The following is a 23,573-nucleotide window of genomic DNA, read 5'->3' on the forward strand; positions in this document are numbered from 1 at the left end:
AAGTCGCGGCTGTTATCGCTAGCCGGTAACTTGATGATTTACAGTCATGGAATAGGTCAATTAATCGTTCAGTGAGAACTTTCACAATAACAAATCAGCCAAAGGGCAATATTAACGTAAATCAATTTTTTGCTGTAAAAATAGCGATTAATCGATAAATTGATTATGTTTATGTAAAATATTTGTAGCATTTTTTGAGGTTTAGAATAAAAAACGCTCTGGAAGCAAAGAAGTCTAGACGTCTAGATTGACAGTGGTGAAGAGTTCTCTTATTCTTGGCACAACTTGTTATGATGCGACTGCAATATTTAGCAGCATTCACTGTGTTGTTAAATAATCACCGATGACCGAGATTGAGTCGTACTCGCTTTTCTCATCCGACAATCCCAATTCGTTAAGATAAAGAGAGATCACTTTGACTAAAGCTACTTCATCAGCCACCACGGAGCCAAATAGCCCCGCATCGTTTGTGGCATTATTACCATTATTTTTGTTTTTAGGATTATTCATTGGCGCTGGCTTATATTTTCAAAGTCAGGGTATTGATTATGCCTTCTACCAATTACCCAGTGTGATTGCTATTTTACCTGCCATTGTATTGGCAATATTGTTATCAAAACAGCGCATCAATAATGCGATAGAAACCTTTATTGAAGGGATTGGCCACAGCAATATTATTGCTATGTGTTTAATTTATTTATTAGCGGGAGCTTTTGCTGCAGTGGCTAAAGCCACTGGTGGTGTTGATGCTACTGTTGCACTTGGCTTATCGTTTATTCCATCTAATCTATTGCTACCGGGCTTTTTCGTTATTGCCGCTTTTATTGCAACCTCGATGGGCACATCGATGGGCACGATTGCTGCGGTAGCTCCTGTGGCATTAGGCGTGGCTGATCAAGCGCAAATTGATTATGCCTTAATGGCGGGGGCAGTCATGTCGGGCGCATTATTTGGTGACAATTTATCGATTATTTCTGATACTACGATTGCGGCAACGCGTACTCAAGGTTGCGAAATGAAAGACAAGTTCCGTGAGAATTTAGTGTTTTCGATCCCTGCGTCGATCCTCACCTTGATTGCTTTTTCGTTTGTTGGTCAGGGCCAAGCAGATATTGCAGCTCAGGACATCGAAATCTTAAAAGTATTACCGTATTTAACCATTCTGGTGTTGGCTGTGGCCGGGTTAAACGTATTTGTTGTCTTGTCCCTCGGAATAGTATTAGCCGGTGTGACAGGCGTGCTGAGCTCTGATTATAGTGTTATCCAATTTGGTAATGATATTTACACTGGCTTTACTAATATGCAGGAAATTTTTATTCTGTCGATGCTAGTGGGTGGCTTAGCGGCATTAATGCAGAAACAAGGTGGATTAATCTTTGTCAGTAACCAAATTGAAGCCTTAATCCGTCGTTTTTCTAAAGCTAATGGTGAAGCATCAAGCCGAGCGGCAGAGCTAGGAATGGCCGCTATTGTTGCCGCGACGAACACTTGCGTGGCTAACAATACCGTGTCGATTGTGGTAACGGGTGATATTGCTAAAGAGCTTGCTGAAAAACATGGCGTTTCGCCAAAACGCGCGGCGAGTATTTTAGATATTTTTGCTTGTATCATTCAGGGATTAATCCCCCATGGTGCCCAAGCATTATTAATTGCCTCGGTGTTTACCATTAGTCCATTAGTGGCAGTATCTAATGCTTGGTACTGTATGATTTTGGCCGTTATTGCTGTGATTATCGTGATTTTTCGTAAACGAGTCTAATCGGCTATACGCTCAATAATCCACTGGTTTCATTGGCTCAAGCAAGTAAACGTCAGCTATGGAGTCGACAATGCCCAATCTTAAACGATTGGGCATTGTTTTATGGGGCTATTGATTATCGGCTTTTACTTTTGTACTTTACGCGTTAATATCCCGCACCCATTTTTTGTATAAGTATCGAACAGTGACGAGTAGAGTCCGTAATTATGATTTACATCTAGTGATTGTATTTATGTCATTGGCGGCGGCAGTTATTGGCTCTTTTGGTGTCGCAAGTGCGCTCATTGCTAAAGTGGACAGTATCAGCGTAGAGATGTTAATGATCCGCCCTGACGCCCTTGGAAACTATATGAATTCATCGTTTGCTGTGGTGTTTAATTTATCACTGCTAGCCAGTGGTTCATGTTTCTTACTGGCGATGGTCGCTGTGTTTAATATTTTCCCTGATTTAATCAGCCGTTATATCGCTGTTCTTGGTGGTGTGGTGGGGATCAGTATTGTATTAATGGGTGTATTTCCGATTAACTTTTTAGAGTTACATCGCAAAGTGTCGACGCTTTATTTACTCAGCTCTCTGGTATTGCACAGTATTTGCTTAGTGGATTATTTCAAACCAGGCAGCACGATGACCAAACGAATGCTTACCTTGAGCATTATTTCCTTATGTAGCGGCTTTGTATTGCTGATGCTGCTTGATTGGAGTCAGCTTGATTTTAGCGAGTGTTCAGCCGATTTTCCTCAATATTGTGTGGTGTCCTTATCCATGTGGTCATTAACCCAGGCAAATATTTTATGGTGTGTTTGCTTAGGATTAAGCTTGCTAAAAACCATTAGAACGCAACAAAATAACCTGTATAAATTAATCTAATCCCGTTTGTTACTGTGTATTATTACTTGAGCATCGTTTATGACATCAATGCGACTAAGCCACTATTTAGCTGTGTGTGGTGTGGCTTCAAGACGCCAAGCCGCACGACTGATTGACAGTGGCCGAGTGAGCGTTAATCATCAATTAGCCCAGCATAGCGATCGAGTAAAACTGTCTGAAGCGGTAACGGTTTTGGTTGATGGTCAACCGATTTTGCCGGTGCAACCCAAACAGTATTTTATCTATCATAAACCTGTTGGGATTGATTGCCGCTTATTAGCCGATGATCCCCATAGCTTACTGCATGTGTTGCCCGAATCGCCAAGGTTATATCCCGCTGGGCGTTTGGATAAAGATTCTCGCGGATTATTATTACTCACCAATGATGGTCAATTAACTCAAGCATTAATGCATCCTGATTTTTATCATCCGAAGACCTATGTTGTTCAAGTGAATAAACCTATTAAGCCAGAATTTTTACTGATGATGGCTCAAGGTGTGCAATATGGCGATGTGCACACACGACCTTGTGATATTAGAGCATTGAGCCCTGCGGCGGATGAAGACAGATTTAACATAGTCTTAACCCAAGGGTTAAATCGACAAATACGCCGTATGTGTCAGGCACTAGGCTATAAGGTAGTAGATTTAATTCGCACCCAGTTACTGGATGTGTGTCTTGATGATCTAGCAGAAAAAACAATGCGGCCATTAACGGCCGCAGAGTTATTGAGTCTTCAACGCTCAGTAAACTGAGCATAGGGTTAAATGGTCATTATTTAACAATGTCCATTTCAGCTAATAAGTTGTCAGCATTATCTAAATACTGCATGACCCAAAGCATATAACGACTATCTACTTGGATTGAACGGTTGGTTTGTGGATCATATCCCCAGTCACCAATGATACTCTCGTACACGCCGTCAAACAGTAAACCGACCAATTCGGCGCGGCCATTTAAGGTCGGAGAACCTGAATTACCGCCAGTAGTGTCTAAGGTTGACAAGAAATTAACCGGCACAGAGTCAATCGCTTTAACATAATAGTCGCCGTATTGTTTTTGCTTAATTAGCTCAAGCTCTTTAGCTGGCGCATCAAATGGATCTATACCCGTGTCTTTAGCCAAAATACCTTCTAAACGCGTAAACGGCACCGCAACTAATCCATCCTGTGGCGAGTAACCTTTCACATTGCCGACAGTCACACGTAGACTTGAGTTCGCATCAGCATACACAGGTTTACCTTGCTCGCGGTTATAGGCAATGATCGCATCCATATACTGTGGACGCACTTTCATTAATTCACCTTCTAACTGCTTTTGCTGTTTTTCTCGCGCCATATCGGCGTCAAAGGTTTGTACTGCATACTGAATGAATGGATCATTTGAGGCGGTAAAGTCTGCAACCGATTTATTCATCCATGCTAAGCGAGTCGCTTTGTCATTTAGCTTGGTATTGGCATACATATTGTCGAGTGTTTTGGCCAATGCTTTAGCGTCAAACTTATCGCTAATACCAAAGGCTTTGTCTAACGATGCTAAACGTTGTTTTGCAGGTAATGCCGCATAGCGGGTAAGTAAGTCTGCGAGAAGTGCTTTATCTACACTGGCTGCATAACGGCGATCAATTCGCTCCATGCTTGAGGTAAAGTTAGTCATGTCGCGGTCTTGATAACCTGGTTCACGTTCCATATCCGCTAAGGTTTTTTCATGGGCTAAGCGATATAAATTACGCGCAGTGGTCACCATAGTGGTGTAACCAATATAGCCTAGCAACATATCACGCTGCTGATCTTGTTGGCTCTTAGCGACCAGTTTTTCTAAGCTTGATAAGGTTTTGCCATATTGTTGCTGGCGTTTTTTGTCTTGGTTAATCCAGTTAGCTAAATCAGTTTCAACTTTTACGCGCTCAGCAAGCATGGATGATTTACCATAAAACTCAATCATAGAGGTAAAGTTTTTAGCATAATTGGCTAAGCCAGCAATTAAGCTTTCGTATTTAATACGCTCATCGCTGCCCTCTGCTGCAGTCTGTTTGATGATATCAATCATGCTTTCTTGCAGCTCTTTACCCTGCGGATAAGCCCAGCCAAATTGATTTTTAACTTCATCTGCAGTGCGATATCGATTTGTACGGCCAGGGTAGCCCGCAACCATGACGAAATCGCCATCACTAACGCCTTTAGCTGATACTTTTAAAAAGCTTTTTGGCTCATAGGGAACGTTATCTTTACTGAAATCAGCAGGCTTACCATCTTTTGATACGTAAGCACGATAAAACGAAAAGTCACCGGTATGACGTGGCCACATCCAGTTATCGATATCGCCACCGTATTTACCCACGCTAGCGGCTGGGTTGTAGGCTAAACGCACATCGCGTATTTCTAACTGTTTAACCAAATAATATTCTAGGCCACCATGGAAACTATAAACTTGGCAACGGTAACCATCTTCTTTTTCACATTCAGCAACTAAGGTTTTTTCTTGTAGCTCAATACCTTTATAAAAGTCATTGCCTACTTTATCCATTTGGCCAGCGGTAATTTTATCGGTTACCTTAGTTACGGCTTCGGTAACGAAAATACGAGACCCCGGTGTTGCAGGTAATTCTTCGGCATAGGTCTTTGCTAAGAAGCCATCTTTAAGCAAGTTTTTTTCAGGGGTTGAATTGTACTGAATTGCGCCATAAGCACAGTGGTGGTTGGTGACCACTAAGCCCTTAGGCGATACGAATGAAGCGGTACAACCACCAAGGCTGATCACGGCATTCATTGGAAACTCAGTCAATTTAGAAATTGAATCAGCGCTGATCTCTAAGCCTTTTGCTTTAAGCTCATCAGCCATTGCGGGAAGTTGATGTGGCTGCCACATACCTTCATCTGCCGACGCGCCAAAGCTGGCTGCAATAGCGACAGTTAATAACCATTTTTTCATTATATAATTCCGTTTAGGGTTTAGCGTGCGATGAATATTATTGCTGTTGTCTCTAATTTTTTGCTTAATTCTTGTTTCATCATGGCTAATGTTGGTAGTCCATAAAACAAAAAAGTCAGGCTAAGCCTGACTTTAACAAATGTTTAACCATCTTAAAAGCGTTTGAAAAACTCGCTTACAAATCCGGTTAATCAGTTAGTTCATTTAGGTTAATGCCACTATTAACTGAGCAATAACAATTAATATACCGAGTAAACCTGCGACAACAAGCCCTAAAGTACCACCAGATACTTGATAACCGCCCAATTGCTGTGAGCGTTGTTTTAATGCCATTGCAATGGGCAAGAAGATGATCATCACTACCAATGGGATAGCAGCAAAACCAAGGACTTTAAAAAAGCCGTCGGGGTAATAAAGCGCGCACAATAGAGGTGGTATAAAGGTCATTAACCAGGTTTTTGCACGTCCAGCAGCATCGTCGTTGGCTCGCGTGAGCTCGGCTATGTAATCGAACAAGCTCATGGTGACACCTAAAAATGAAGTAATTAATGCGAGGTTAGCAAATAAATCAATAGCTTGGCTTATAATTTGTGATTGGGCTAAGCTTTGTAAGGCGGTAACAAGTTTAGGTAATGAACCTCCAAAGCTATGTACTGTTTCACCACCTAAAGAGCCTAAGGTCACTAATAACCATAGAATGTAACAAATCAGCGGAATGGTTGAGCCAATTAAGAGCACTTTTCTAAGAGAAACGGCATTACCTTCTAAGTAGCGCACAATGGTAGCAATACACACATGGAAACCAAATGAGGTGAACACCACAGGAATAGCCGCTAACCATAATTGCTGCAGCGCAGTGCCTGAAGCGACTTCGGTTGAATAATTGTTTAATGCACTGATTAGGTTAACGTCGGGTAATAGAAATGCCACCACAATGACCAGTAACACCACCATAGAAGTAAACAAAATACGTGATACTTTATCAATCCATTTTACGCCAATGGCAATTAATCCGCCAAAAATAACCGTAAACAGTATGACTGCCACTTGGTTGCTCATGTTTATGCCAATGGGCTGTAAACGGGTTTCTAATAGCGACGACCCTCCCATCAAATACACCATAGTCAGAGCGAACAATAAGCTGAGAAAAGAACCTCCTTGGATTAGCTGGCCGACTTTACCCAGGGTTTTACCGGTAATGGCATGAACATTATCGCCGATACCAGAGTGAAGATTAATTTCTAGCATCAATAATGAGGTATAAGCGGATAGGCCCCAAATGACCACGAGTAAAATTAATGCTGGGATTATGCCTAATGCCGCTGTTGCTAATGGCAGCGCAAGCATGCCACCCCCAATTGCAGTCCCTGCTACAATCGAAATAGAGCCTAAAGTTTTAAAATTCACCGAAAACGTCCTGTCTAATTATTATTTTATTTGTGTCGGACATTAGCAGAAGGGTGACAGAGCAGGCAAGGATCTTTGATGGTTATAGGCTAACAGCTGCGTTTATAAACAATTACTCAACATTTAGCTAAACGGTTTTACACTATGATTTTGCAATAGCGTATCATTACGACAGTACTGCGTTAAGCTCTTTACTGTATCAATGCGTTGATTAAATCTAATCATAAGCTATAATGCCCATCGTTTTAGGGGAGTAGCTAACCTAAGCATATCGACACGATATGATTAGGAGTAAGTGTCAACATACTTGGCCTCATGCCATGGTACTTACGGCAAAATTATTGATGTTAATGATTTCGCCATGCAAGACCTAAGCACTGTCACTGCATCAAGGGGTATGCGGCGGTCTGTGCTTAGTCGTCATTTACCCCTAGGATTATCACATTGGAAGCTTTATTTGCCTCAACCTTTACTGTTGCTATTGCTGAAATCGGCGACAAAACTCAATTATTGGCTTTACTACTCGCTGTAAGATTCAGCAATAAAACGGCTATCATATTAGGCATTCTACTTGCCACGTTATTAAACCATTTTCTTGCTGCATGGATTGGTCAATGGGCCATTGCTTGGATTGATCCTCAATGGGCCACCTATTTGGTAGCCGGTTCATTTTTTGCCATTGCTTTATGGGTGCTCATACCCGATAAAATGGATGACGATGATAACCGTTTTTATAAATTAGGTGCTTTTACTGCGACGTTTATTTTGTTTTTTATCGCCGAAATTGGTGACAAAACACAAATCGCTACTGTCGTCTTAGCGGCAAAATATCAATCATTAACCTGGGTTGTTATCGGCACCACATTGGGTATGCTCATTGCTAATGTCCCTGTAGTATTAGCAGGTCATTTTAGTGCGAACAAACTACCAATGAAGCTTATTCATCGCGGTTGTGCCGTGCTATTTGCACTGCTTGGTGTCGCGACACTCATGTGGTAAATGGAGGTTCAATGCCCGATAGACGACTGCTTGATGCACAAACTGCTCGAGGATTACCTTGGGTGGTTGCCATTGCTTTTTTTATGCAGTCGCTTGACGGGACAATCCTCAATACCGCTTTACCCGCAATGGCCAATGACTTAAACGAAGATCCGCTGCGCATGCAAGGCGTCATTATCGCTTACATGCTCACGGTTGCTCTGTTGATCCCCGCTTCCGGTTGGATTGCAGATCGCTTTGGTACTAAGAAAATCTTCTTTGGTGCCATCCTATTGTTTAGTTTTGGTTCATTGCTTTGTGCATTGTCGCATTCGTTGGACATGTTAATTGGCGCTAGAGTCATTCAGGGCTTGGGTGGTGCGTTAATGCTGCCCGTTGGTCGGCTAGTTGTGCTGCGGGCGTACCCGCGTTCTGAGTTGGTGCGGATCATGGGCTTTATCACCATCCCCGGTTTACTCGGTCCTTTAATTGGTCCAGTGATGGGCGGTTGGATGGTGCAATATCTCACTTGGCATTGGATCTTTTTGATTAACTTACCTGTCGGCATTGTGGGGTGTTATGCGGTTTGGAGGTTTATTCCTGACCTTCGTGGTAAGGAAAGGTCGCGTTTCGATACCCTAGGCTTTTTGTTGTTTGGTGCGGCGATGTTGTTGATTACCGTTGCTATGGAAGGATTAGGTGAACTGCATCTGCCACACTTGCGAGTGATGTTGCTGTTGTTTGGTGGTATGGCATGCTTAATTGCCTATTGGCTTCGAGCAGGGCGAATTGATCAGCCACTGTTTTCCCCATTATTGTTCCAAACCAGAACATTTGCTATAGGTCTGTTTGGTAATCTGTTTGCTCGTTTGGGCAGTGGTGCATTGCCTTTTTTGGTGCCATTGTTGCTGCAAGTCGCTTTGGGTTATTCACCATCTCAGGCGGGAATGAGTATGCTGCCATTGGCTGCTGCGGCAATAATGGCCAAATCAGTGGCTCGTCCCATTATTGAACTTTTAGGTTATCGATTTGTATTAACCGCTAATACACTGGCTCTGGGATTGATGCTGGCGAGCATAGGCTTAGTTAACGAGCACACCCCTTATTGGTTGTTACTGGGCGTGTTGGCCTTCATGGGCGCGATTAACTCATTGCAGTTTACCGCAATGAATGCCGTGACTTTAATCGATCTTGATGATGCTAGTGCCAGTAGCGGTAACAGCCTATTGTCGGTAGTCGGGCAATTATCATTAAGTTTGGGAGTTGCCTGTGCCGGTGCTTTACTCGGTGGTTTTAGTGCCAATATTGGTAGCGATAACGCCGCGACAGTACTTGGGGCGTTCCAGCTCACTTTTGTGACAGTCGGCGTGATGACTATGCTAGCCGCCGTGATTTTTTCGCAGTTATCTAAAGATGATGGCCGTTTGATAAGCGATTCATAATGGTACATCATCTTGCCATTTTCTGATAAAAATCTTTATTTTCAATCTATTGTTGTTTAATTAAATCGTCCTGTGATTCGCATTGAATTTGTTATTTATAACGTGGTTTTGTCACCCAAATCATGCTCTATACATGATGCTGTTTGACATTAATTACCATCACTCTGTTTGTTTTTTGTGCAGCCCTGCACATACTTAATTTTATAATTGCTTAAAATGTAAGCATGCATAAGCGTTGTTGATAGGCGTGTGCAGTTAAATGTGTAATCGCATGTTAAAGGAGCCACGATATGGATATGAAGAAACATGGTTTATCAATAGGCATAAACCGAATTGAAAATGTGTTTTTTGTGACATTAAAAGCAACGGGCACACTAACCCACGAAGACTATCTCGTCATTACCCCTATGTTAGAAGGGGCTTTAAGCCAAGTTAATCAACCTAAAGTGAGTTTGTTTCTCGACGCCACTGAACTTGAGGGCTGGGATTTACGCGCTGCTTGGGATGATTTATCACTGGGATTAAAGCACAAATCTGAGTTTGAAAGAGTGGCTATTTGGGGCAATAAAAATTGGCAAGAATGGGCGGCCAAAATCGGTAGTTGGTTTATCGCGGGCGAGATTAAATATTTCGAAGATGAAGATGACGCATTGAAATGGCTGCGTTACTAAATTCGCATAGCAGGTATAAGCCAATCTTTAGTCGCGACTATTGATGAGCTTCTTGTGCAGTGTGTTGTTCGTAAAAAAGCCCTAGGAATATAAAAAATATTCACTAGGGTTTTAGGACGCTACAAATAACTTATGCAGTTGTATTAATATTATGGCCACTGTTGCCTACGGGTTGCGGCGCTGGTGCTAGTGCAGCTTCGATGAGTTGCAATGCCATTTGTCCTTCAGCTTTTTGCTGATCTTTAGCCATAACGGCAACTTTTAAGCTGTTGCCTGAATCAATCGTTGTAGGCATTGAAGAAGGTGAGTTAATGCTAAGTGACATGATTAACCTTAATATAAAAAACCAATGGTATAAGTATAACGGCCGAAAACCCAAAGACTTGATTATTTTTTATCAAAAATAACGCGAGATGCTTTTTTTGATTATAGGTTGTGCACAACCAATGTTATGATTAACCCATATTAGTGGTTAGTGGAGTTTGACCTATGTCTAGCAAAGTGCTTAATGAATCTCAATTACCTTCAGTGCAAAACCCGCTAGCACTTGAAAACCAAGTGTGTTTTTCGTTGTATAGTGCGACTAATGCAATGATCCGCGCCTATCGGCCATTGTTAGATGAGTTATCACTAACTTATCCGCAATATTTAGTGATGATGGTGTTGTGGAAAGAGCCAGGAATTAGTGTCAAAACCTTAGGTGAAAAATTACACCTTGATTCTGGAACCTTAACGCCCTTGTTAAAACGCCTAGAAAGCAAAGGTTTAGTGAGCCGTGGTCGCAGTGAATTAGATGAACGGGTGCGAGTGCTGCATGTTACCGAGCAAGGCCAACAATTATATCAACAAGCCTTGAGTATTCCTGAGCAAATGCGCTGTAAAGTGGGTGGCACTATTGAGGACTTACAGCAACTCAAACAACTGTGTGATCACGCTTTTATGATGTTAAATTCTGGAGAGGCAAACAGCTGTGAAATGTGACTATTTTGAGCGTGGCGATTGTTTGTCATGCCGCAATATTCAACTGCCAATGGTTGAGCAAGTAAATGTAAAACAGCAAAAATTAACGGATTTGTTTCGTGACATGTCGGTTAAACAATGGTTTTCACCGATATTAAGTGCAGAATCTGGCTTTCGTAATAAAGCCAAAATGGTGGTATTAGGTGCCGCTCATGAGCCTATTTTAGGATTGGTTAATCCACAAGGGGAGCCGATCAGTTTATGTGATTGTTCGTTATACCCTAAAGATATGCAATTGTTATTACACCGTTTAGAGCGATTTGTGCAGCAAGCGGGTGTGCCTCCTTATCGAGTCGATAAGGCCAAAGGTGAGCTCAAATTTATTTTGCTGACTCGTAGTCAAAGTAGTGGCCAGTTTATGCTGCGTTTTGTTTTGCGTAGCGATAACGCGATCGCGCGAATTGAACGAGAATTACCGCAGTTACTGCAAGAATTTCCTCAAATTACCTTAGTGTCGGCTAATATTCAGCCGATTCATATGGCTATTTTAGAAGGTGAAAGAGAAATCTTTTTAACCGAAACTACGCGCTTAGAAGAACAACTGAATCATGTGCCGTTATTTATTCGGCCAAAAAGCTTTTTTCAAACAAATCATGACGTTGCGGCGCAGTTGTATCAGATTGCAAGGGAGTGGGTTACTGAGTTTAAACCTAACTATATTTGGGACTTATTCTGTGGTGTCGGCGGTTTTGGGTTGCATTGTGCTGATCATCAAATTCGCTTAACGGGTATAGAGATTGAATCAGAAGCAATAGAATGTGCCATCTTGTCAGCCAGCAAACTTGGGCTGACACAAGTTGATTTTAGTGCTCTTGATTCAACCCATTTTGCACAAGGGCAATCAGCTGAAGTCAAACCCGATCTTATTATTGTTAACCCACCGCGGCGAGGATTAGGTAAAACCTTATGCGATTCATTGAGCGAGTTTGCGCCCAAAGCCATTGTGTATTCTAGCTGTAATCCACACACCTTAATGACAGATTTAGCCTGTATTACGGGTTATGAAATTACCAAAGTACAAATGTTTGATATGTTTCCTCATACGGATCATTTTGAGGTATTGGTTATGTTAGAGCTGCTGCAATAGGCCGAGTTAATCTCAACGTTGAGTTGATATAAAGCATGTAAGCCACGCTCAGAATATTTGAGGCATTTCATCGCAAGCTGGTGGTTTTTATTGCTGACAAGTTGAGGTAATACGATTTAGCCGAATAATGGATTATTTGATAAATGTTTATTTTCTCCAACTAAGCTTTGTGGCACTACACGATGACTCTACCTAACGAGAAAATATAAGTTGCTGATAAATATTAGTATTATGTATGGTGATGGGGGCATTTTTTTATTGTCATAAAAATGCCATCTCATTGTCATAGCATTGTTAATCACTATAAAAAGGTATTCGGACAATGTGGCAAATATTTACTCGCTTTTTAGCATTAGGTCTAATCAGTTTTGGCGGCCCTGCAGCGCATATAGGCTACTTCAGAAAAGTTTTTGTTGACGATCAGCAATGGTTAGACAGTAAACAGTACTCAAGCTTTGTTGCCCTAAGTCAGTTTATGCCGGGGCCAGGTTCCAGTCAGGTTGGTTTTGCAATTGGTTATCATCGTGGTGGTCTATTAGGTGGTCTTGCTGCCTTTTTAGGTTTTACCTTACCGTCTTTTTTATTGATGTTTTTATTTGCCGTTACCAGTGCACAATGGCTCGAGTTGACTGCTGTTGCGGGTGCCATCCATGGTTTAAAACTACTCGCTGTCGTGGTTGTTGCTGAAGCAACTTTGTCAATGTTCACCCAATTCTGTCAACGAAAAACCGCTAAAATACTTATGGCAGCAACAGCTGTTGCCATCATTTTAATGCCGTCATTATTAATGCAAATTGGGGTGTTAATTGTGGCAGCGATTGTTGGAGTCATGTTGATGACTCGAGGCGACAGTATTACGCCAGACAACCCTCCGATAGAGCTTAATTATGTTTGGTTAGGGCTATTTATTACAGTAATAGTGGCATCTTTATATTTTATTAATCAACCAGATAGCCTAGGACAAATTTTTGCACAATTCTTCCAAGTTGGAAGTTTAGTCTTTGGTGGCGGACATGTGGTTTTACCCTTACTTGAAACTAGTGTTGGCGAATACATTACTGCCGATCGTTTTCTCAGCGGTTATGCGCTTGCACAAGCCATCCCTGGGCCAATGTTTACTCTAGCTACTTTTTTAGGCGCTGATTTATGGTTAGAGTCACCTATTTTAGGGGCGATAGTTGCCACGCTGGCTATTTTTCTTCCTGGATTTTTACTGATGCTGGTGGGGTTAAAAAGCTGGCATAGCATTAGCCAACGTCCTGCAATTGCGGGGGCGTTAGCAGGTGTCAATGCTGCCGTTGTGGGATTATTGCTGGCAGCACTTTATCAGCCAGTATTCACAAGTGCGGTAATCTTGCCGCAGGACATGGCATTAGTGATTATTGGTTTTAGTGTATTAAAAGTCTTTAAGCCAAGCCTTGTATGGTTAGTCATAGGATTTGCAGCAATGGGTAGTGGGTTGTCTATGTTGTAAAACGGTTATTATATTGTACGTTTTGCGATAGGCCGCACTTTTTTGAGTAGTCATAGTTTGTTAATGTAACCATTTATAATAAATAGACTATTATATTTGTAGACTATTATCTTAAAAGACCTTCAAAAGGCTACCACTATGCTGAGATCTTCATTACGCAATAAACTATTGGGGTTATCGTTAATTCCGCTAACGTTGATCCTCACAGTATTACTGAGCATTTTTTACGTTAACGAAGGTGCATCGCTGAAAAGAGATATTGATAATTTTCGCAGTGAATTAATTTCAGAACGCAAAAATCAACTTAAAGAATCTGTTCAGATTGCCCAGGGAGTCGTTGAATATGAACTCTCTTTGGGTGATAAAGGTAATGTTAATGCGGCATTACGAGACTTACGTTTTGGCACAGCAGGGTATTTTTTTATCTATGATGATGCGGGGATGAATATTTTTCATCCGACTATGCCTGAACTTGAAGGCCAAAACAAAATTGACATGGCCGATCCCAATGGCACTAAAATTATTGTTGGGCTATTAGATGCCGCTAAATCCGGGAGCGGTAATTTTTCTTATTATTACAAAAAGCCTGGTAGAGAACAGTTAGTTGAAAAACTCGGTTTCGCGGTAATGGTCCCCAATACCCATTGGATGTTAGGCTCTGGCGCTTACATTGATGATATTGAAGAGTCTATTGCGGCTTATGAAACCTATAAAACTGAAGAGATGAATCAAAAAGCATTCTTATTTTTATTAATTGCTTTGGGTTTAACAGGGATAACTGCTTTTGCTGTAGTCATTATGGCCCATAGAATGGTGGTGCCTATCCAAAATATGGCTAGCTCATTAAATGATATCGCCAAAGGTGAGGGTGATTTAACTAAACGTCTTGAGATAACAAGCATTGATGAGATCGGCCAGTTAGGCAGTGCTTTTAACCTGTTCATTGACAAGTTACAGAATATTATTGGTGATGTAGCGGGGGCGACTGATAGGGTTAAACATGCAGCGCAAAGCATTAGTGGTCAAACAGTGTCAATGACTGAGCAGCTTTATAATCATAACAATGAAATTGATCAGGTTGTGACCGCGATTACTGAAATGTCTGCGACCGCTCATGATGTGGCTCATAATACTAATATGGTTGCTGAAGCAACACATGCGGCTTCTGATAACGTCGGAAAAGCGCAAGACTGTGTCGATACATCATTAACTGAAGTGTCTAATTTGATGACCCAAATTGACAATGCCGCCGCCAATGTGAAGTCATTAAGTGAGCAGTCGAAAAAGATTAACTCAGTGCTGAGTGTGATCGGTGGAATTGCAGAGCAAACCAATTTACTGGCACTTAATGCGGCCATTGAAGCTGCCCGAGCTGGCGAGCAAGGTCGAGGCTTTGCTGTGGTTGCTGATGAAGTCAGAAATTTAGCCAGTCGCACTCAAACCAGTACCGTCGAAATTAATGAAATGCTGTCTGAACTGCATAAGTTAGTCACCAAAGCGGTACAAGCCATGGAACAGAGCCAAGCCAGTTGTTTAAGTTCAGTTGAGTCTTCTAGGGCCATTTCTGAAAGTTTAGGCGCTGTTACCTCATCAGTGACCAGCATTAATGACATGAGTACTCAAATAGCTACAGCAGCTACCGAACAAAGCTCAGTAACCGAAGAAATTAATCGTAATATTAATTCAGTGCAAGAGATTGTGAATACGCTATTAGCGGCCAGTCAAGATGCTTCTGATATGAGCAAAACGGTGGCCAATGAAGGCTCTACGCTTTCTAAGTTAGTCGGTCAATTTAAAATATAATAGTGACTGTTATTGGGTTGGAAAATGAACCTTAAGGGTTCATTTTTTTTCATCATAATCTGAAGTGTTTTTTCACTATTATGGGTATTTTTTGGCATTATCAGTCAGCCATTCCTAGGCTTAATTCTTAACCGAATCCTTATTCAATCTTTTGTGGAAGTTGTTATACAACAATATGGCGTACATTTAGTCGTTACACTCACGGTTATGGTTTTTCTGATATTGATTCAGTGAAATATATTCGTCATTTGTTTATTAATAATCATCCTTCCGGTCTAGGTTTAGCGCCTATCATGAGGTAAAATGCGCCGTTGCACCTTTTGTTAACTGCTAAATTTAAGTTGAATATTCATGTTTGAAGTTAATCCGGTAAAATTCAAAATTAAAGAGCTCGCTGAACGTACTGAGCTACTTCGGGGGTATCTTTGACTACGCTGCCAAAAGTGAGCGCTTAGAAGAAGTCAGTCGCGAGCTAGAAAGCCCAGAAGTGTGGAATGAGCCTGAACGTGCGCAAGCATTAGGTAAAGAGCGCGCTGCGTTGGTTGTCGTGGTCAAAACCATTGATGATATGGACTCAGGTCTTGAAGATATCGAAGGGTTACTTGAACTTGCCATTGAAGAAGATGACGAAGAAACCTTTAACGATGCTGCTGCAGAACTTGAGGTGTTAGACACTCGTCTAGCCGATCTCGAATTTCGCCGCATGTTTTCTGGTAAGAGTGATGCGTCAAACTGTTACTTGGATATTCAATCTGGTTCGGGCGGCACTGAAGCGCAAGACTGGGCCAACATGGTGCTGCGCATGTACTTACGCTGGGGCGATGCACATGGTTTTAGCCCCGAGTTAATGGAAGTCACCGACGGTGATGTAGCCGGTATTAAAGGTGCTACGATTAAGTTCACTGGTGAGTATGCTTTTGGATGGATGCGAACTGAAACGGGTGTCCACCGTTTAGTGCGTAAATCACCTTTTGATTCATCTGGCAAACGCCATACTTCTTTTTGCTCTGTTTTCGTTTATCCAGAAATTGATGATGATATTGAGATCGATATTAATCCATCCGATTTACGTATCGACACTTATCGTGCATCAGGCGCGGGTGGTCAACACGTCAACAAAACAGATTCTGCGATACGTATTACGCATTTGCCAACCAACACTGTGGTGCAATGTCAAAACGATCGCTCGCAACATAAAAACCGCGATTCTGCCTTTAAACAGTTAAAGGCGAAGTTGTATGAGTTAGAAATGCATAAACAAAATGCCGATAAGCAAGCTGCTGAAGATGCAAAATCAGATATCGGTTGGGGCAGTCAAATTCGTTCGTATGTATTAGACGACGCCCGCATTAAAGATTTACGTACAGGGATTGAGAACCGCAACACTCAATCAGTGCTGGATGGTGATTTAGATAAGTTTATTGAAGCCAGCCTAAAATCAGGACTTTAATTAAATTAACTTTTTCCGCCATGTAAGTGTGGCGAGTAAACGCGAGAATATAACATGACTGAACACGTACAAGATGAAAACAAACTGATTGCTGAACGTCGCGCTAAATTAGAGCACATTCGCACCAGTTGTCCTGCTAATGCGCATCCAAATACATGGCAACGTAGCCATAAAGCGGCTGAGTTACAGGCGCAATATGGTGAGCAGACCAAAGAAGCGTTAGAAGAACTCGCTTTTCAAACCAGCATTGCAGGCCGTGTTATGGCTAAGCGTGGTCCATTTTTAGTGATTCAAGACGTGTCTGGTCGTATTCAAGCTTATGCTGGTAAGCCAGTCCAAGGCGATTTAAAAGAGCGTTATCAAGGTTTAGACATCGGTGACATTGTTGGTGTTAAAGGTCAGCTGCATTTATCTGGCAAGGGCGACTTGTACGTTAATATGGAAGAGTATCAATTACTGACCAAAGCATTGCGTCCGTTACCTGAGAAATTCCACGGTTTAACCGACCAAGAAACTCGCTATCGCCAGCGCTATGTTGACTTGATCGTTAACGAAGACTCGCGCAACGCGTTCATTATGCGCTCTAAAGTGGTTTCTGCCATTCGTAACTTCATGATCAAAAAAGAGTTCATGGAAGTTGAAACCCCAATGATGCACGTTATTCCTGGTGGTGCTTCTGCACGTCCATTTGTGACTCATCACAATGCATTAGACATGGCCATGTACTTACGTATTGCGCCAGAACTATACCTTAAGCGTTTAGTGGTCGGTGGTTTTGAGCGCGTATTCGAAATTAACCGTAACTTCCGTAACGAAGGTTTGTCACCACGTCATAACCCAGAATTCACTATGATGGAATTCTATATGGCGTATGCTGATTACAAAGACTTAATGGACTTAACTGAAGAAATGCTCAGTTCAATCGCCATTGAGTTAACGGGTAGTGCGCAAATGCCATACGGCGAGCACACAGTAGATTTTGGTGGCCCTTATGCACGTTTAAGCATGTTAGAAGCTATTCAAAAGTACAACCCTGACAATGCGACTATTCAAGCGATGACTTACGAGCAAGTGAAAGACGTAGAGTTTATGCGCGACTTAGCATCGAGCCTAGGCATCAAGCTAGAGAAATTCTGGACCTGTGGTCAGTTATTAGAAGAGATTTTCGGTGAAACCGCTGAAACTAAGCTGATGCAACCAACGTTCATTACTGGTTACCCTGCGGATATTTCGCCTTTAGCACGCCGTAATGATAACAATGACTTTATCACCGACCGTTTTGAATTTTTCATTGGTGGCCGCGAAGTGGCAAACGGCTTTAGCGAGCTGAACGATGCTGAAGATCAAGACAACCGCTTTAAAGCGCAAGTTGATGCTAAAGATGCAGGCGATGACGAAGCAATGTTCTATGACGCTGACTACATCACCGCACTTGAGCACGGTTTACCGCCAACAGCGGGTCAAGGTATTGGTATCGATCGTTTAGTGATGCTATTCACTAACACTCATACTATCCGCGACGTGATTTTATTCCCAGCGATGCGCCCACAAGCGTAATTGTACTTGTCGGCTAGCCGTCGAGTTAGTCGCCTAACAATAAAAAGTAAAAACCAGCCAACAGGCTGGTTTTTTTTTTATCACTTACAGAATAAGCACATTAGCTGAGGTATTTATTTAAGCGTTTTATATGGACTAAAAATGCGCATTAACCATCTGGTAGGTCTTATAGCCGCCGCTGAGGTTGCGCACTTTAAAACCATGCTGGACTAGCATGCAATAGGCAACGTGCCCGCGTAAACCGACTTGGCAGAACACCAGTAATTCTTTGTCTTTTGGGAGCTCATTGAGTCGATCTCGAAGTTCTGGTAGCGGAATATTAATCGCCCCCTCAATTGCGCCCACGGCAGTTAATTCACCAGGATTTCGCACATCGACAATCATTTGTGTTGCAGTCAAGTGATGTAGATCTTGAACATGACAAACAGCTTCATCACCCAATAATACATTGGCAGCGACCATGCCTGCTTGGTTAACCACATCTCGTGCAGAACCAAAAGGAGGCGCGTAAGTCAGCTCAAGGTCGGCTAAATCATACACTGTCATGCCCGCACGTTGTGCCACGGCCAATACGTCTATACGCTTATCCACGCCATCAATTCCCGCGGCCTGAGCGCCTAAAATACGGCCAGAATCAGGACAAAATAATAATTTTAAGGTAATAGGATGCGCCCCAGGATAATAACTGGCATGACTGGCAGTGTGCACATAGATTTTTTCATAAGGAATAGCTTGCTTGAGTAAACTTTTTTCATTTAATCCAGTAGAGGATATGGCCATATCAAAAAGCTTACAGATAGCTGTGCCTTGAGTCGCACGATATAATTTCTTCCCCCCGAGCATGTTATCTGCGGCTAATCTGCCTTGGCGGTTTGCTGGCCCTGCAAGTGGGATCAGTGTCGGCTTACCAGTCACAAAATCAGCTGTTTCGATAGCATCACCAACAGCATAAATATCAGCATCAGAGGTTTGCATCCCAGCATCAACCGCAATACCACCCAGCGGCCCCAATACTAAACCGCACTCAGAGGCCAAGCGAGTTTCTGGTTTTACACCAATGGCGAGAATGACTAAATCTGTTGCTAAGCTATTGTTATCTGTTAAGTCTAATGTCAAATGGTAATGGGGAGAGACAGGTTTATCGTAGTTATCAGTATTATCGGCTTCAGAGAGTTTTATAGGGCAATCATTGACAGCGGCCAAGCCTGTTTTTAAGCGTAAATCAACCCCGTTATCGACAAGCTTTTGATGCATCATATTGGCCATTTCAATATCTACTGGCCCCATTACCTGGTCAGCAAGTTCGAGCAAGCTCACTTCTAATCCGAGATGGCGTAACGCTTCTACCATTTCTAAACCAATAAAACCTCCACCCACCACAGTTGCGTGTTTAGGTTTATGCAGTAAAAGGGTAGATAACACTTTATCCATATCAGGAATATTACGTAGACTATGAACAAAATGATGATTAATGCCACTGATTGGAGGCTTAATCGGGGATGCACCTGGACTGAGTAATAGTTTATCGTAAGACTCTAGATATGTTTCATTAGTAATAAGGTTACGTACGTTAAGTTGCTTTGCTTGTCTGTCGATAGCAATTACTTCGTTAAATACACGCACATCAATATTGAAACGTGACTTGAAGCTTTCTGGTGTTTGCAGTAATAGTGAGTCGCGCGATTCGATTTCGCCGCTTATATGGTATGGCAAACCGCAGTTGGCAAATGAAACAAACTCGCCACGCTCTAGCATGATGATTTCAGCCGTTTCAGATACCCGTCTTGCTCTTGCTGCTGCAGATGCACCACCGGCAACACCACCAATAATGACTATTTTAGTCATAGCTGTCTCCAAGAAAAAATTGATTAATAATGAAGTGACTATTTATTAGGTTTTCTGTTTATCTGATTTTTTGTCAAGTGCATGTTGGCAATTAAAGCAATAACCATACATATTGAGGCTATGGTGATGAATACTCATACCGTGATGCTCTGCCGCTAACCCTAAGCGCAGCTCAATCAAGGGATCGATAAAATCAATTAACTTACCGCAAGTTAAGCAAAGTAAATGATCATGGCGGGGCTTATTATTGAGTTCATAAACGGCACTTTCAGATTCAAATAGTCGTCTAACAACGAGGCCAGCCCGCTCAAAATGGGTCATAATTCGATATACAGAATTAAGGCCAATTGCTTCTCCCCGAGCATTTAACCCCTGATAGATATTTTCTACTGTGAAATGCTGCTCATCGACTTGAGTTAAAAACTCAAGTAACTTACATCTTTGTGTGGTTATTTTGAGGCCAGAGTCTTTTAATACTGCTTGCATTAGACTTACCTAAACACGCCAATGCGTGTTACCAGTGTTTACTATTTAGTTGATATATTTGTCATCAACGCTTTGCCATAAATAAGGCTATCAACCACTTTATATCGAGCTCCTTTCACTAAGTTAGCCAAGGTTTGGCGGGATATTCCCATCGACTTAGCGGCTTCTTGCTGCTGCATGCCTAGCAAGTCAACTAAGCGCAAAGCTTCAATTTCATCTTCTGCAAGTGGAACCTGCTCTAATTGCACCATAGGAATACCATTAGGCTTAAAGCAAATATTGGCTAATTGACCACATATGGTTCGGGGGATTTTGGGTCTTGCCATTTAGCACCTCATTTATAGCATATGCTATATATACTGAGTTTAGTTTGTACATGCAAGATTATTGTTTATGTCGATTTAACATATAAACAGATCTTTGAACTCACCAGCAAAATTTAATTTTATACGAGGTTTATTGCATCATAGTGCTAGCCAAAATAACAACAATATTGCTACTTATTATTGATAATTCCAAGTCAATACTCACTCATAAACTCCAAGTTTCAAGCGCGCCGTCTGAGCTTAGGGTTAATAATTTTCCATTGGTTTGTAGCACCATTGAAAATACGGTTGTACCAGCGTTATAAGCGGTAATGTCCCAATGAGAAAGCTCTTTTCCTGAGTCGACATCCCAATAGATAACACTTTGTTTTGAGGTTGCGGTAATTAGGTTTTTACCATGGTTAATGAATAACGCCTGTCGAAAATAGCGGTAACGTTCAAGGTAATCAAGTTGGCTAATGGGTTGCGTGGTTTGAGTATCGATAATGACATTATTGTCGAGGGCATCGGCAATGAACAAGCGTCGATTGGCTTCATCAAAACTCACGCTAGTGATCTGCTGCGGGCGAGAAAAGCTGCTTATTAATTCTCCGCTATACGTGGCCCAAATGTGTGCATCGCCATCAATCCCAGTCGATAGTACTTGTTGTTCAAAATTGGATAGCTCAACATGATTAACGGCAGCGCTATGTTGTTTAAATAATGACATTGTCATGCTGCTCCTTTGGATCACAGTAATTGAGCCATCATTCATCCCCACCAAAATAGTACTGCCTGTTTGGCTCAGAGCAAGGCTCGAAATACTGGCATCAGGATTGAAACCCTGAGCGAACCAACGTATGTCTAATTTTCCTGTGTTAAGGTTAAAGATAGATATTTGGTGTTTACTGGCCGTCGCAAGGTAATGTTTATTCGCTGACAACGCCACGAGGTAATTGGTTTCATCAAAGTCATCGTCAGACCATTGCTGCAATAATTTGCCAGTCGCAACTTGCCATATCGATAATGTACGGCTTCTGCTTAATGTCACCGCTATGCTGGCATCGCTTGATAGTACGCCATCAATGAGCGTCTCATTAACCAGCCGCTGCAGATGATCAGGCGTTTTCATTACCACCATTTTGTCGCAGCCAGAAATCGCTATTATCGCCATGATACTGGCGATAATAAGGCATGTATTAAGCAGGAATTTTGATCCGATATTAGTTAACAATGTCATCTCTTTATAAAAAACGTCCTTTTAACATAATAGCATAGCGACATATTCCTAGATCTATTCGTCAACATAGGCTGATTTTTTGATATAGAAAAGTCTGCGTTCAAATTATGCATCTATTAAGAAAATCCGAATTCAGGCACAATAACAGCTAACAATATGTTATTTAAGCCAAGGAACCCACATGACGCACATTACCTTAACCGCTCCCGACGATTGGCATCTTCATTTTCGAGATGGGGACATGTTAGGTGAGACGGTTCCGGCTACAGCTAGATTATTTAAACGCGCCATTGTGATGCCGAATTTAGTTCCACCAGTGACGACAGCTGCTATGGCTATGGCTTATAAGGAGCGTATCTTAGCCGCTCGTCCAATTGGAAGTGACTTTAAGCCATTAATGACGCTATTTTTAACCAATAATACCAGCGCTCAAGACATTATTGATGCGAAAGCGGCAGGTGTTGTAGCTTGCAAATTATACCCTGCTGGGGCGACAACCAACTCCGATGCCGCAGTTAAAGCATTAGATGAGTTATTCCCAATATTTGAGGTGATGGCACAGCAAGGTATGTTATTACTGGTGCATGGCGAAGTGACCGAATCGCATATTGATATTTTTGATCGTGAAAAGTTATTTATCGATCGCTACTTATCGCGTATTGTCGAAGCTATTCCTAGCCTTAAAGTCGTGTTTGAGCATATCACCACAAAAGAGGCGGCTGAATTTGTTGCTGGTGCTTCTGCTAATGTTGCCGCAACCATTACACCACAGCATTTATTGTTAAACCGTAACGATATGTTAGTAGGTGGTATTCGTCCGCATAACTTTTGTTTACCCGTATTAAAACGCAACATTCACCAGCATGCTTTGCAAGCTGCGGTAGCGTCAGGGTCAAGTAAGTTCTTTTTAGGCACCGATTCAGCACCACATGAAAAACACCGCAAAGAGTCTGCTTGTGGCTGCGCAGGCTGTTACAGTGCCTGGAGTGCGTTAGAGCTATATGCACAAGTATTTGATAACTTGGGTGTCTTAGATAAGCTCGAAGGTTTTGCCAGCTTACATGGCGCAGACTTTTATGGTTTGCCACGTAATACAGGTACCGTAACGTTAGTCAAACAAGAATGGACAGTACCAGAAGAGATTATTTTACCTAACGGTAGCCCTATCGTGCCATTTTTTGCTGGTCAAACGGTCAATTGGAAAGTGAAAACTGCGTAATTTAATCACTAAGCTAGCCAGGTAATTAAC

20 protein-coding genes and 1 riboswitch are annotated in these 23,573 nt (G+C 42.0%); of the genes, 13 read left to right on the forward strand and 7 right to left on the reverse strand.

Annotated elements, in window-relative coordinates:
- Positions 1-415 precede the first annotated feature (415 nt).
- The 3 genes from H5123_RS15890 (at position 416) to H5123_RS15900 (ending at position 3,383) form a co-directional block, all read left to right on the forward strand.
- Complete coding sequence (locus H5123_RS15890) at positions 416-1,759, forward strand: Na+/H+ antiporter NhaC family protein (RefSeq protein WP_182698600.1); 1,344 nt, start codon at positions 416-418, stop codon at positions 1,757-1,759.
- A gap of 184 nt (positions 1,760-1,943) precedes the next feature.
- Positions 1,944-2,627, forward strand: a complete 684-nt coding sequence (locus tag H5123_RS15895; protein WP_182698601.1) for a hypothetical protein — start codon at positions 1,944-1,946, stop codon at positions 2,625-2,627.
- Between the two features lie 48 nt (positions 2,628-2,675).
- Positions 2,676-3,383 carry a 23S rRNA pseudouridine(2604) synthase RluF gene (locus tag H5123_RS15900; protein ID WP_182698640.1) on the forward strand — a complete coding sequence of 236 codons (708 nt, stop codon included), beginning with the start codon at positions 2,676-2,678 and terminating at the stop codon, positions 3,381-3,383.
- A 19-nt stretch (positions 3,384-3,402) separates the two neighbouring features.
- Here H5123_RS15900 and H5123_RS15905 read toward each other — a convergent pair whose 3' ends face one another.
- Entirely contained in the window at positions 3,403-5,559 is a 2,157-nt protein-coding gene (locus H5123_RS15905) for a S46 family peptidase (protein ID WP_182698602.1), read from the reverse strand.
- Between the two features lie 204 nt (positions 5,560-5,763).
- On the reverse strand, positions 5,764-6,966 hold the full coding sequence (locus tag H5123_RS15910) for an aromatic amino acid transport family protein (protein ID WP_182698603.1): 1,203 nt from the start codon (positions 6,964-6,966) through the stop codon (positions 5,764-5,766).
- A 236-nt stretch (positions 6,967-7,202) separates the two neighbouring features.
- Positions 7,203-7,312: riboswitch (yybP-ykoY riboswitch) on the forward strand.
- 98 nt (positions 7,313-7,410) lie between these two features.
- Here H5123_RS15910 and H5123_RS15915 point away from each other — a divergent pair.
- The 3 genes from H5123_RS15915 to H5123_RS15925 all read left to right on the forward strand — a co-directional run bounded on the left by H5123_RS15915 (position 7,411) and on the right by H5123_RS15925 (position 10,057).
- A complete protein-coding gene (locus tag H5123_RS15915; protein WP_124017342.1) occupies positions 7,411-7,965 on the forward strand; it encodes a TMEM165/GDT1 family protein in 555 nt (184 codons plus the stop codon).
- An 11-nt stretch (positions 7,966-7,976) separates the two neighbouring features.
- Positions 7,977-9,386, forward strand: coding sequence for a multidrug transporter subunit MdtD (gene mdtD / locus H5123_RS15920; RefSeq protein ID WP_182698604.1), 1,410 nt, complete (start codon positions 7,977-7,979; stop codon positions 9,384-9,386).
- A gap of 290 nt (positions 9,387-9,676) precedes the next feature.
- The gene (locus H5123_RS15925; RefSeq protein ID WP_124017344.1) at positions 9,677-10,057 is read left to right on the forward strand and encodes an STAS/SEC14 domain-containing protein; all 381 of its coding nucleotides are present in this window, start codon (positions 9,677-9,679) and stop codon (positions 10,055-10,057) included.
- Between the two features lie 130 nt (positions 10,058-10,187).
- Here H5123_RS15925 and H5123_RS15930 read toward each other — a convergent pair whose 3' ends face one another.
- The gene (locus H5123_RS15930) at positions 10,188-10,382 is read right to left on the reverse strand and encodes a cytoplasmic protein (protein WP_124017345.1); all 195 of its coding nucleotides are present in this window, start codon (positions 10,380-10,382) and stop codon (positions 10,188-10,190) included.
- Between the two features lie 164 nt (positions 10,383-10,546).
- Here H5123_RS15930 and H5123_RS15935 point away from each other — a divergent pair, with 164 nt between their 5' ends.
- The 6 genes from H5123_RS15935 (at position 10,547) to lysS (ending at position 18,448) form a co-directional block, all read left to right on the forward strand.
- Positions 10,547-11,038, forward strand: a complete 492-nt coding sequence (locus H5123_RS15935; protein ID WP_124017346.1) for a MarR family winged helix-turn-helix transcriptional regulator — start codon at positions 10,547-10,549, stop codon at positions 11,036-11,038.
- A gap of 49 nt (positions 11,039-11,087) precedes the next feature.
- Positions 11,088-12,164 carry a 23S rRNA (uracil(747)-C(5))-methyltransferase RlmC gene (gene rlmC, locus H5123_RS15940; RefSeq protein ID WP_259395682.1) on the forward strand — a complete coding sequence of 359 codons (1,077 nt, stop codon included), beginning with the start codon at positions 11,088-11,090 and terminating at the stop codon, positions 12,162-12,164.
- Between the two features lie 322 nt (positions 12,165-12,486).
- The gene (gene chrA / locus H5123_RS15945) at positions 12,487-13,638 is read left to right on the forward strand and encodes a chromate efflux transporter (RefSeq protein WP_182698606.1); all 1,152 of its coding nucleotides are present in this window, start codon (positions 12,487-12,489) and stop codon (positions 13,636-13,638) included.
- Positions 13,639-13,776: 138 nt separating this feature from the next.
- On the forward strand, positions 13,777-15,441 hold the full coding sequence (locus tag H5123_RS15950) for a methyl-accepting chemotaxis protein (RefSeq protein WP_124017349.1): 1,665 nt from the start codon (positions 13,777-13,779) through the stop codon (positions 15,439-15,441).
- A 351-nt stretch (positions 15,442-15,792) separates the two neighbouring features.
- A protein-coding gene (gene prfB, locus H5123_RS15955) for a peptide chain release factor 2 (RefSeq protein WP_165870142.1) occupies positions 15,793-16,891 on the forward strand; the annotation gives its coding sequence in 2 pieces (ribosomal slippage) (positions 15,793-15,867 and positions 15,869-16,891; 1,098 coding nt in all).
- A gap of 54 nt (positions 16,892-16,945) precedes the next feature.
- Positions 16,946-18,448 carry a lysine--tRNA ligase gene (gene lysS, locus H5123_RS15960; RefSeq protein WP_124017351.1) on the forward strand — a complete coding sequence of 501 codons (1,503 nt, stop codon included), beginning with the start codon at positions 16,946-16,948 and terminating at the stop codon, positions 18,446-18,448.
- A 135-nt stretch (positions 18,449-18,583) separates the two neighbouring features.
- Here lysS and H5123_RS15965 read toward each other — a convergent pair whose 3' ends face one another.
- The 4 genes from H5123_RS15965 to H5123_RS15980 all read right to left on the reverse strand — a co-directional run bounded on the left by H5123_RS15965 (position 18,584) and on the right by H5123_RS15980 (position 22,216).
- Positions 18,584-20,293 (reverse strand): FAD-dependent oxidoreductase, encoded by a 1,710-nt coding sequence (locus H5123_RS15965; RefSeq protein ID WP_182698607.1) that lies wholly within the window; start codon positions 20,291-20,293, stop codon positions 18,584-18,586.
- A 45-nt stretch (positions 20,294-20,338) separates the two neighbouring features.
- Entirely contained in the window at positions 20,339-20,779 is a 441-nt protein-coding gene (locus H5123_RS15970) for a transcriptional repressor (RefSeq protein ID WP_124017353.1), read from the reverse strand.
- A 41-nt stretch (positions 20,780-20,820) separates the two neighbouring features.
- Positions 20,821-21,105 carry a DUF134 domain-containing protein gene (locus H5123_RS15975; protein WP_124017354.1) on the reverse strand — a complete coding sequence of 95 codons (285 nt, stop codon included), beginning with the start codon at positions 21,103-21,105 and terminating at the stop codon, positions 20,821-20,823.
- A 205-nt stretch (positions 21,106-21,310) separates the two neighbouring features.
- Positions 21,311-22,216: a WD40 repeat domain-containing protein gene (locus H5123_RS15980; RefSeq protein ID WP_259395681.1), complete on the reverse strand. Its 906-nt coding sequence runs from the start codon at positions 22,214-22,216 to the stop codon at positions 21,311-21,313.
- A 289-nt stretch (positions 22,217-22,505) separates the two neighbouring features.
- Here H5123_RS15980 and pyrC point away from each other — a divergent pair, with 289 nt between their 5' ends.
- Positions 22,506-23,543, forward strand: coding sequence for a dihydroorotase (gene pyrC, locus H5123_RS15985; protein ID WP_182698608.1), 1,038 nt, complete (start codon positions 22,506-22,508; stop codon positions 23,541-23,543).
- The last annotated feature ends 30 nt before the right edge of the window (positions 23,544-23,573 follow it).

The organism is Shewanella sp. SR43-4, from assembly GCF_014163845.1.
GTDB lineage: Bacteria > Pseudomonadota > Gammaproteobacteria > Enterobacterales > Shewanellaceae > Shewanella > Shewanella vesiculosa.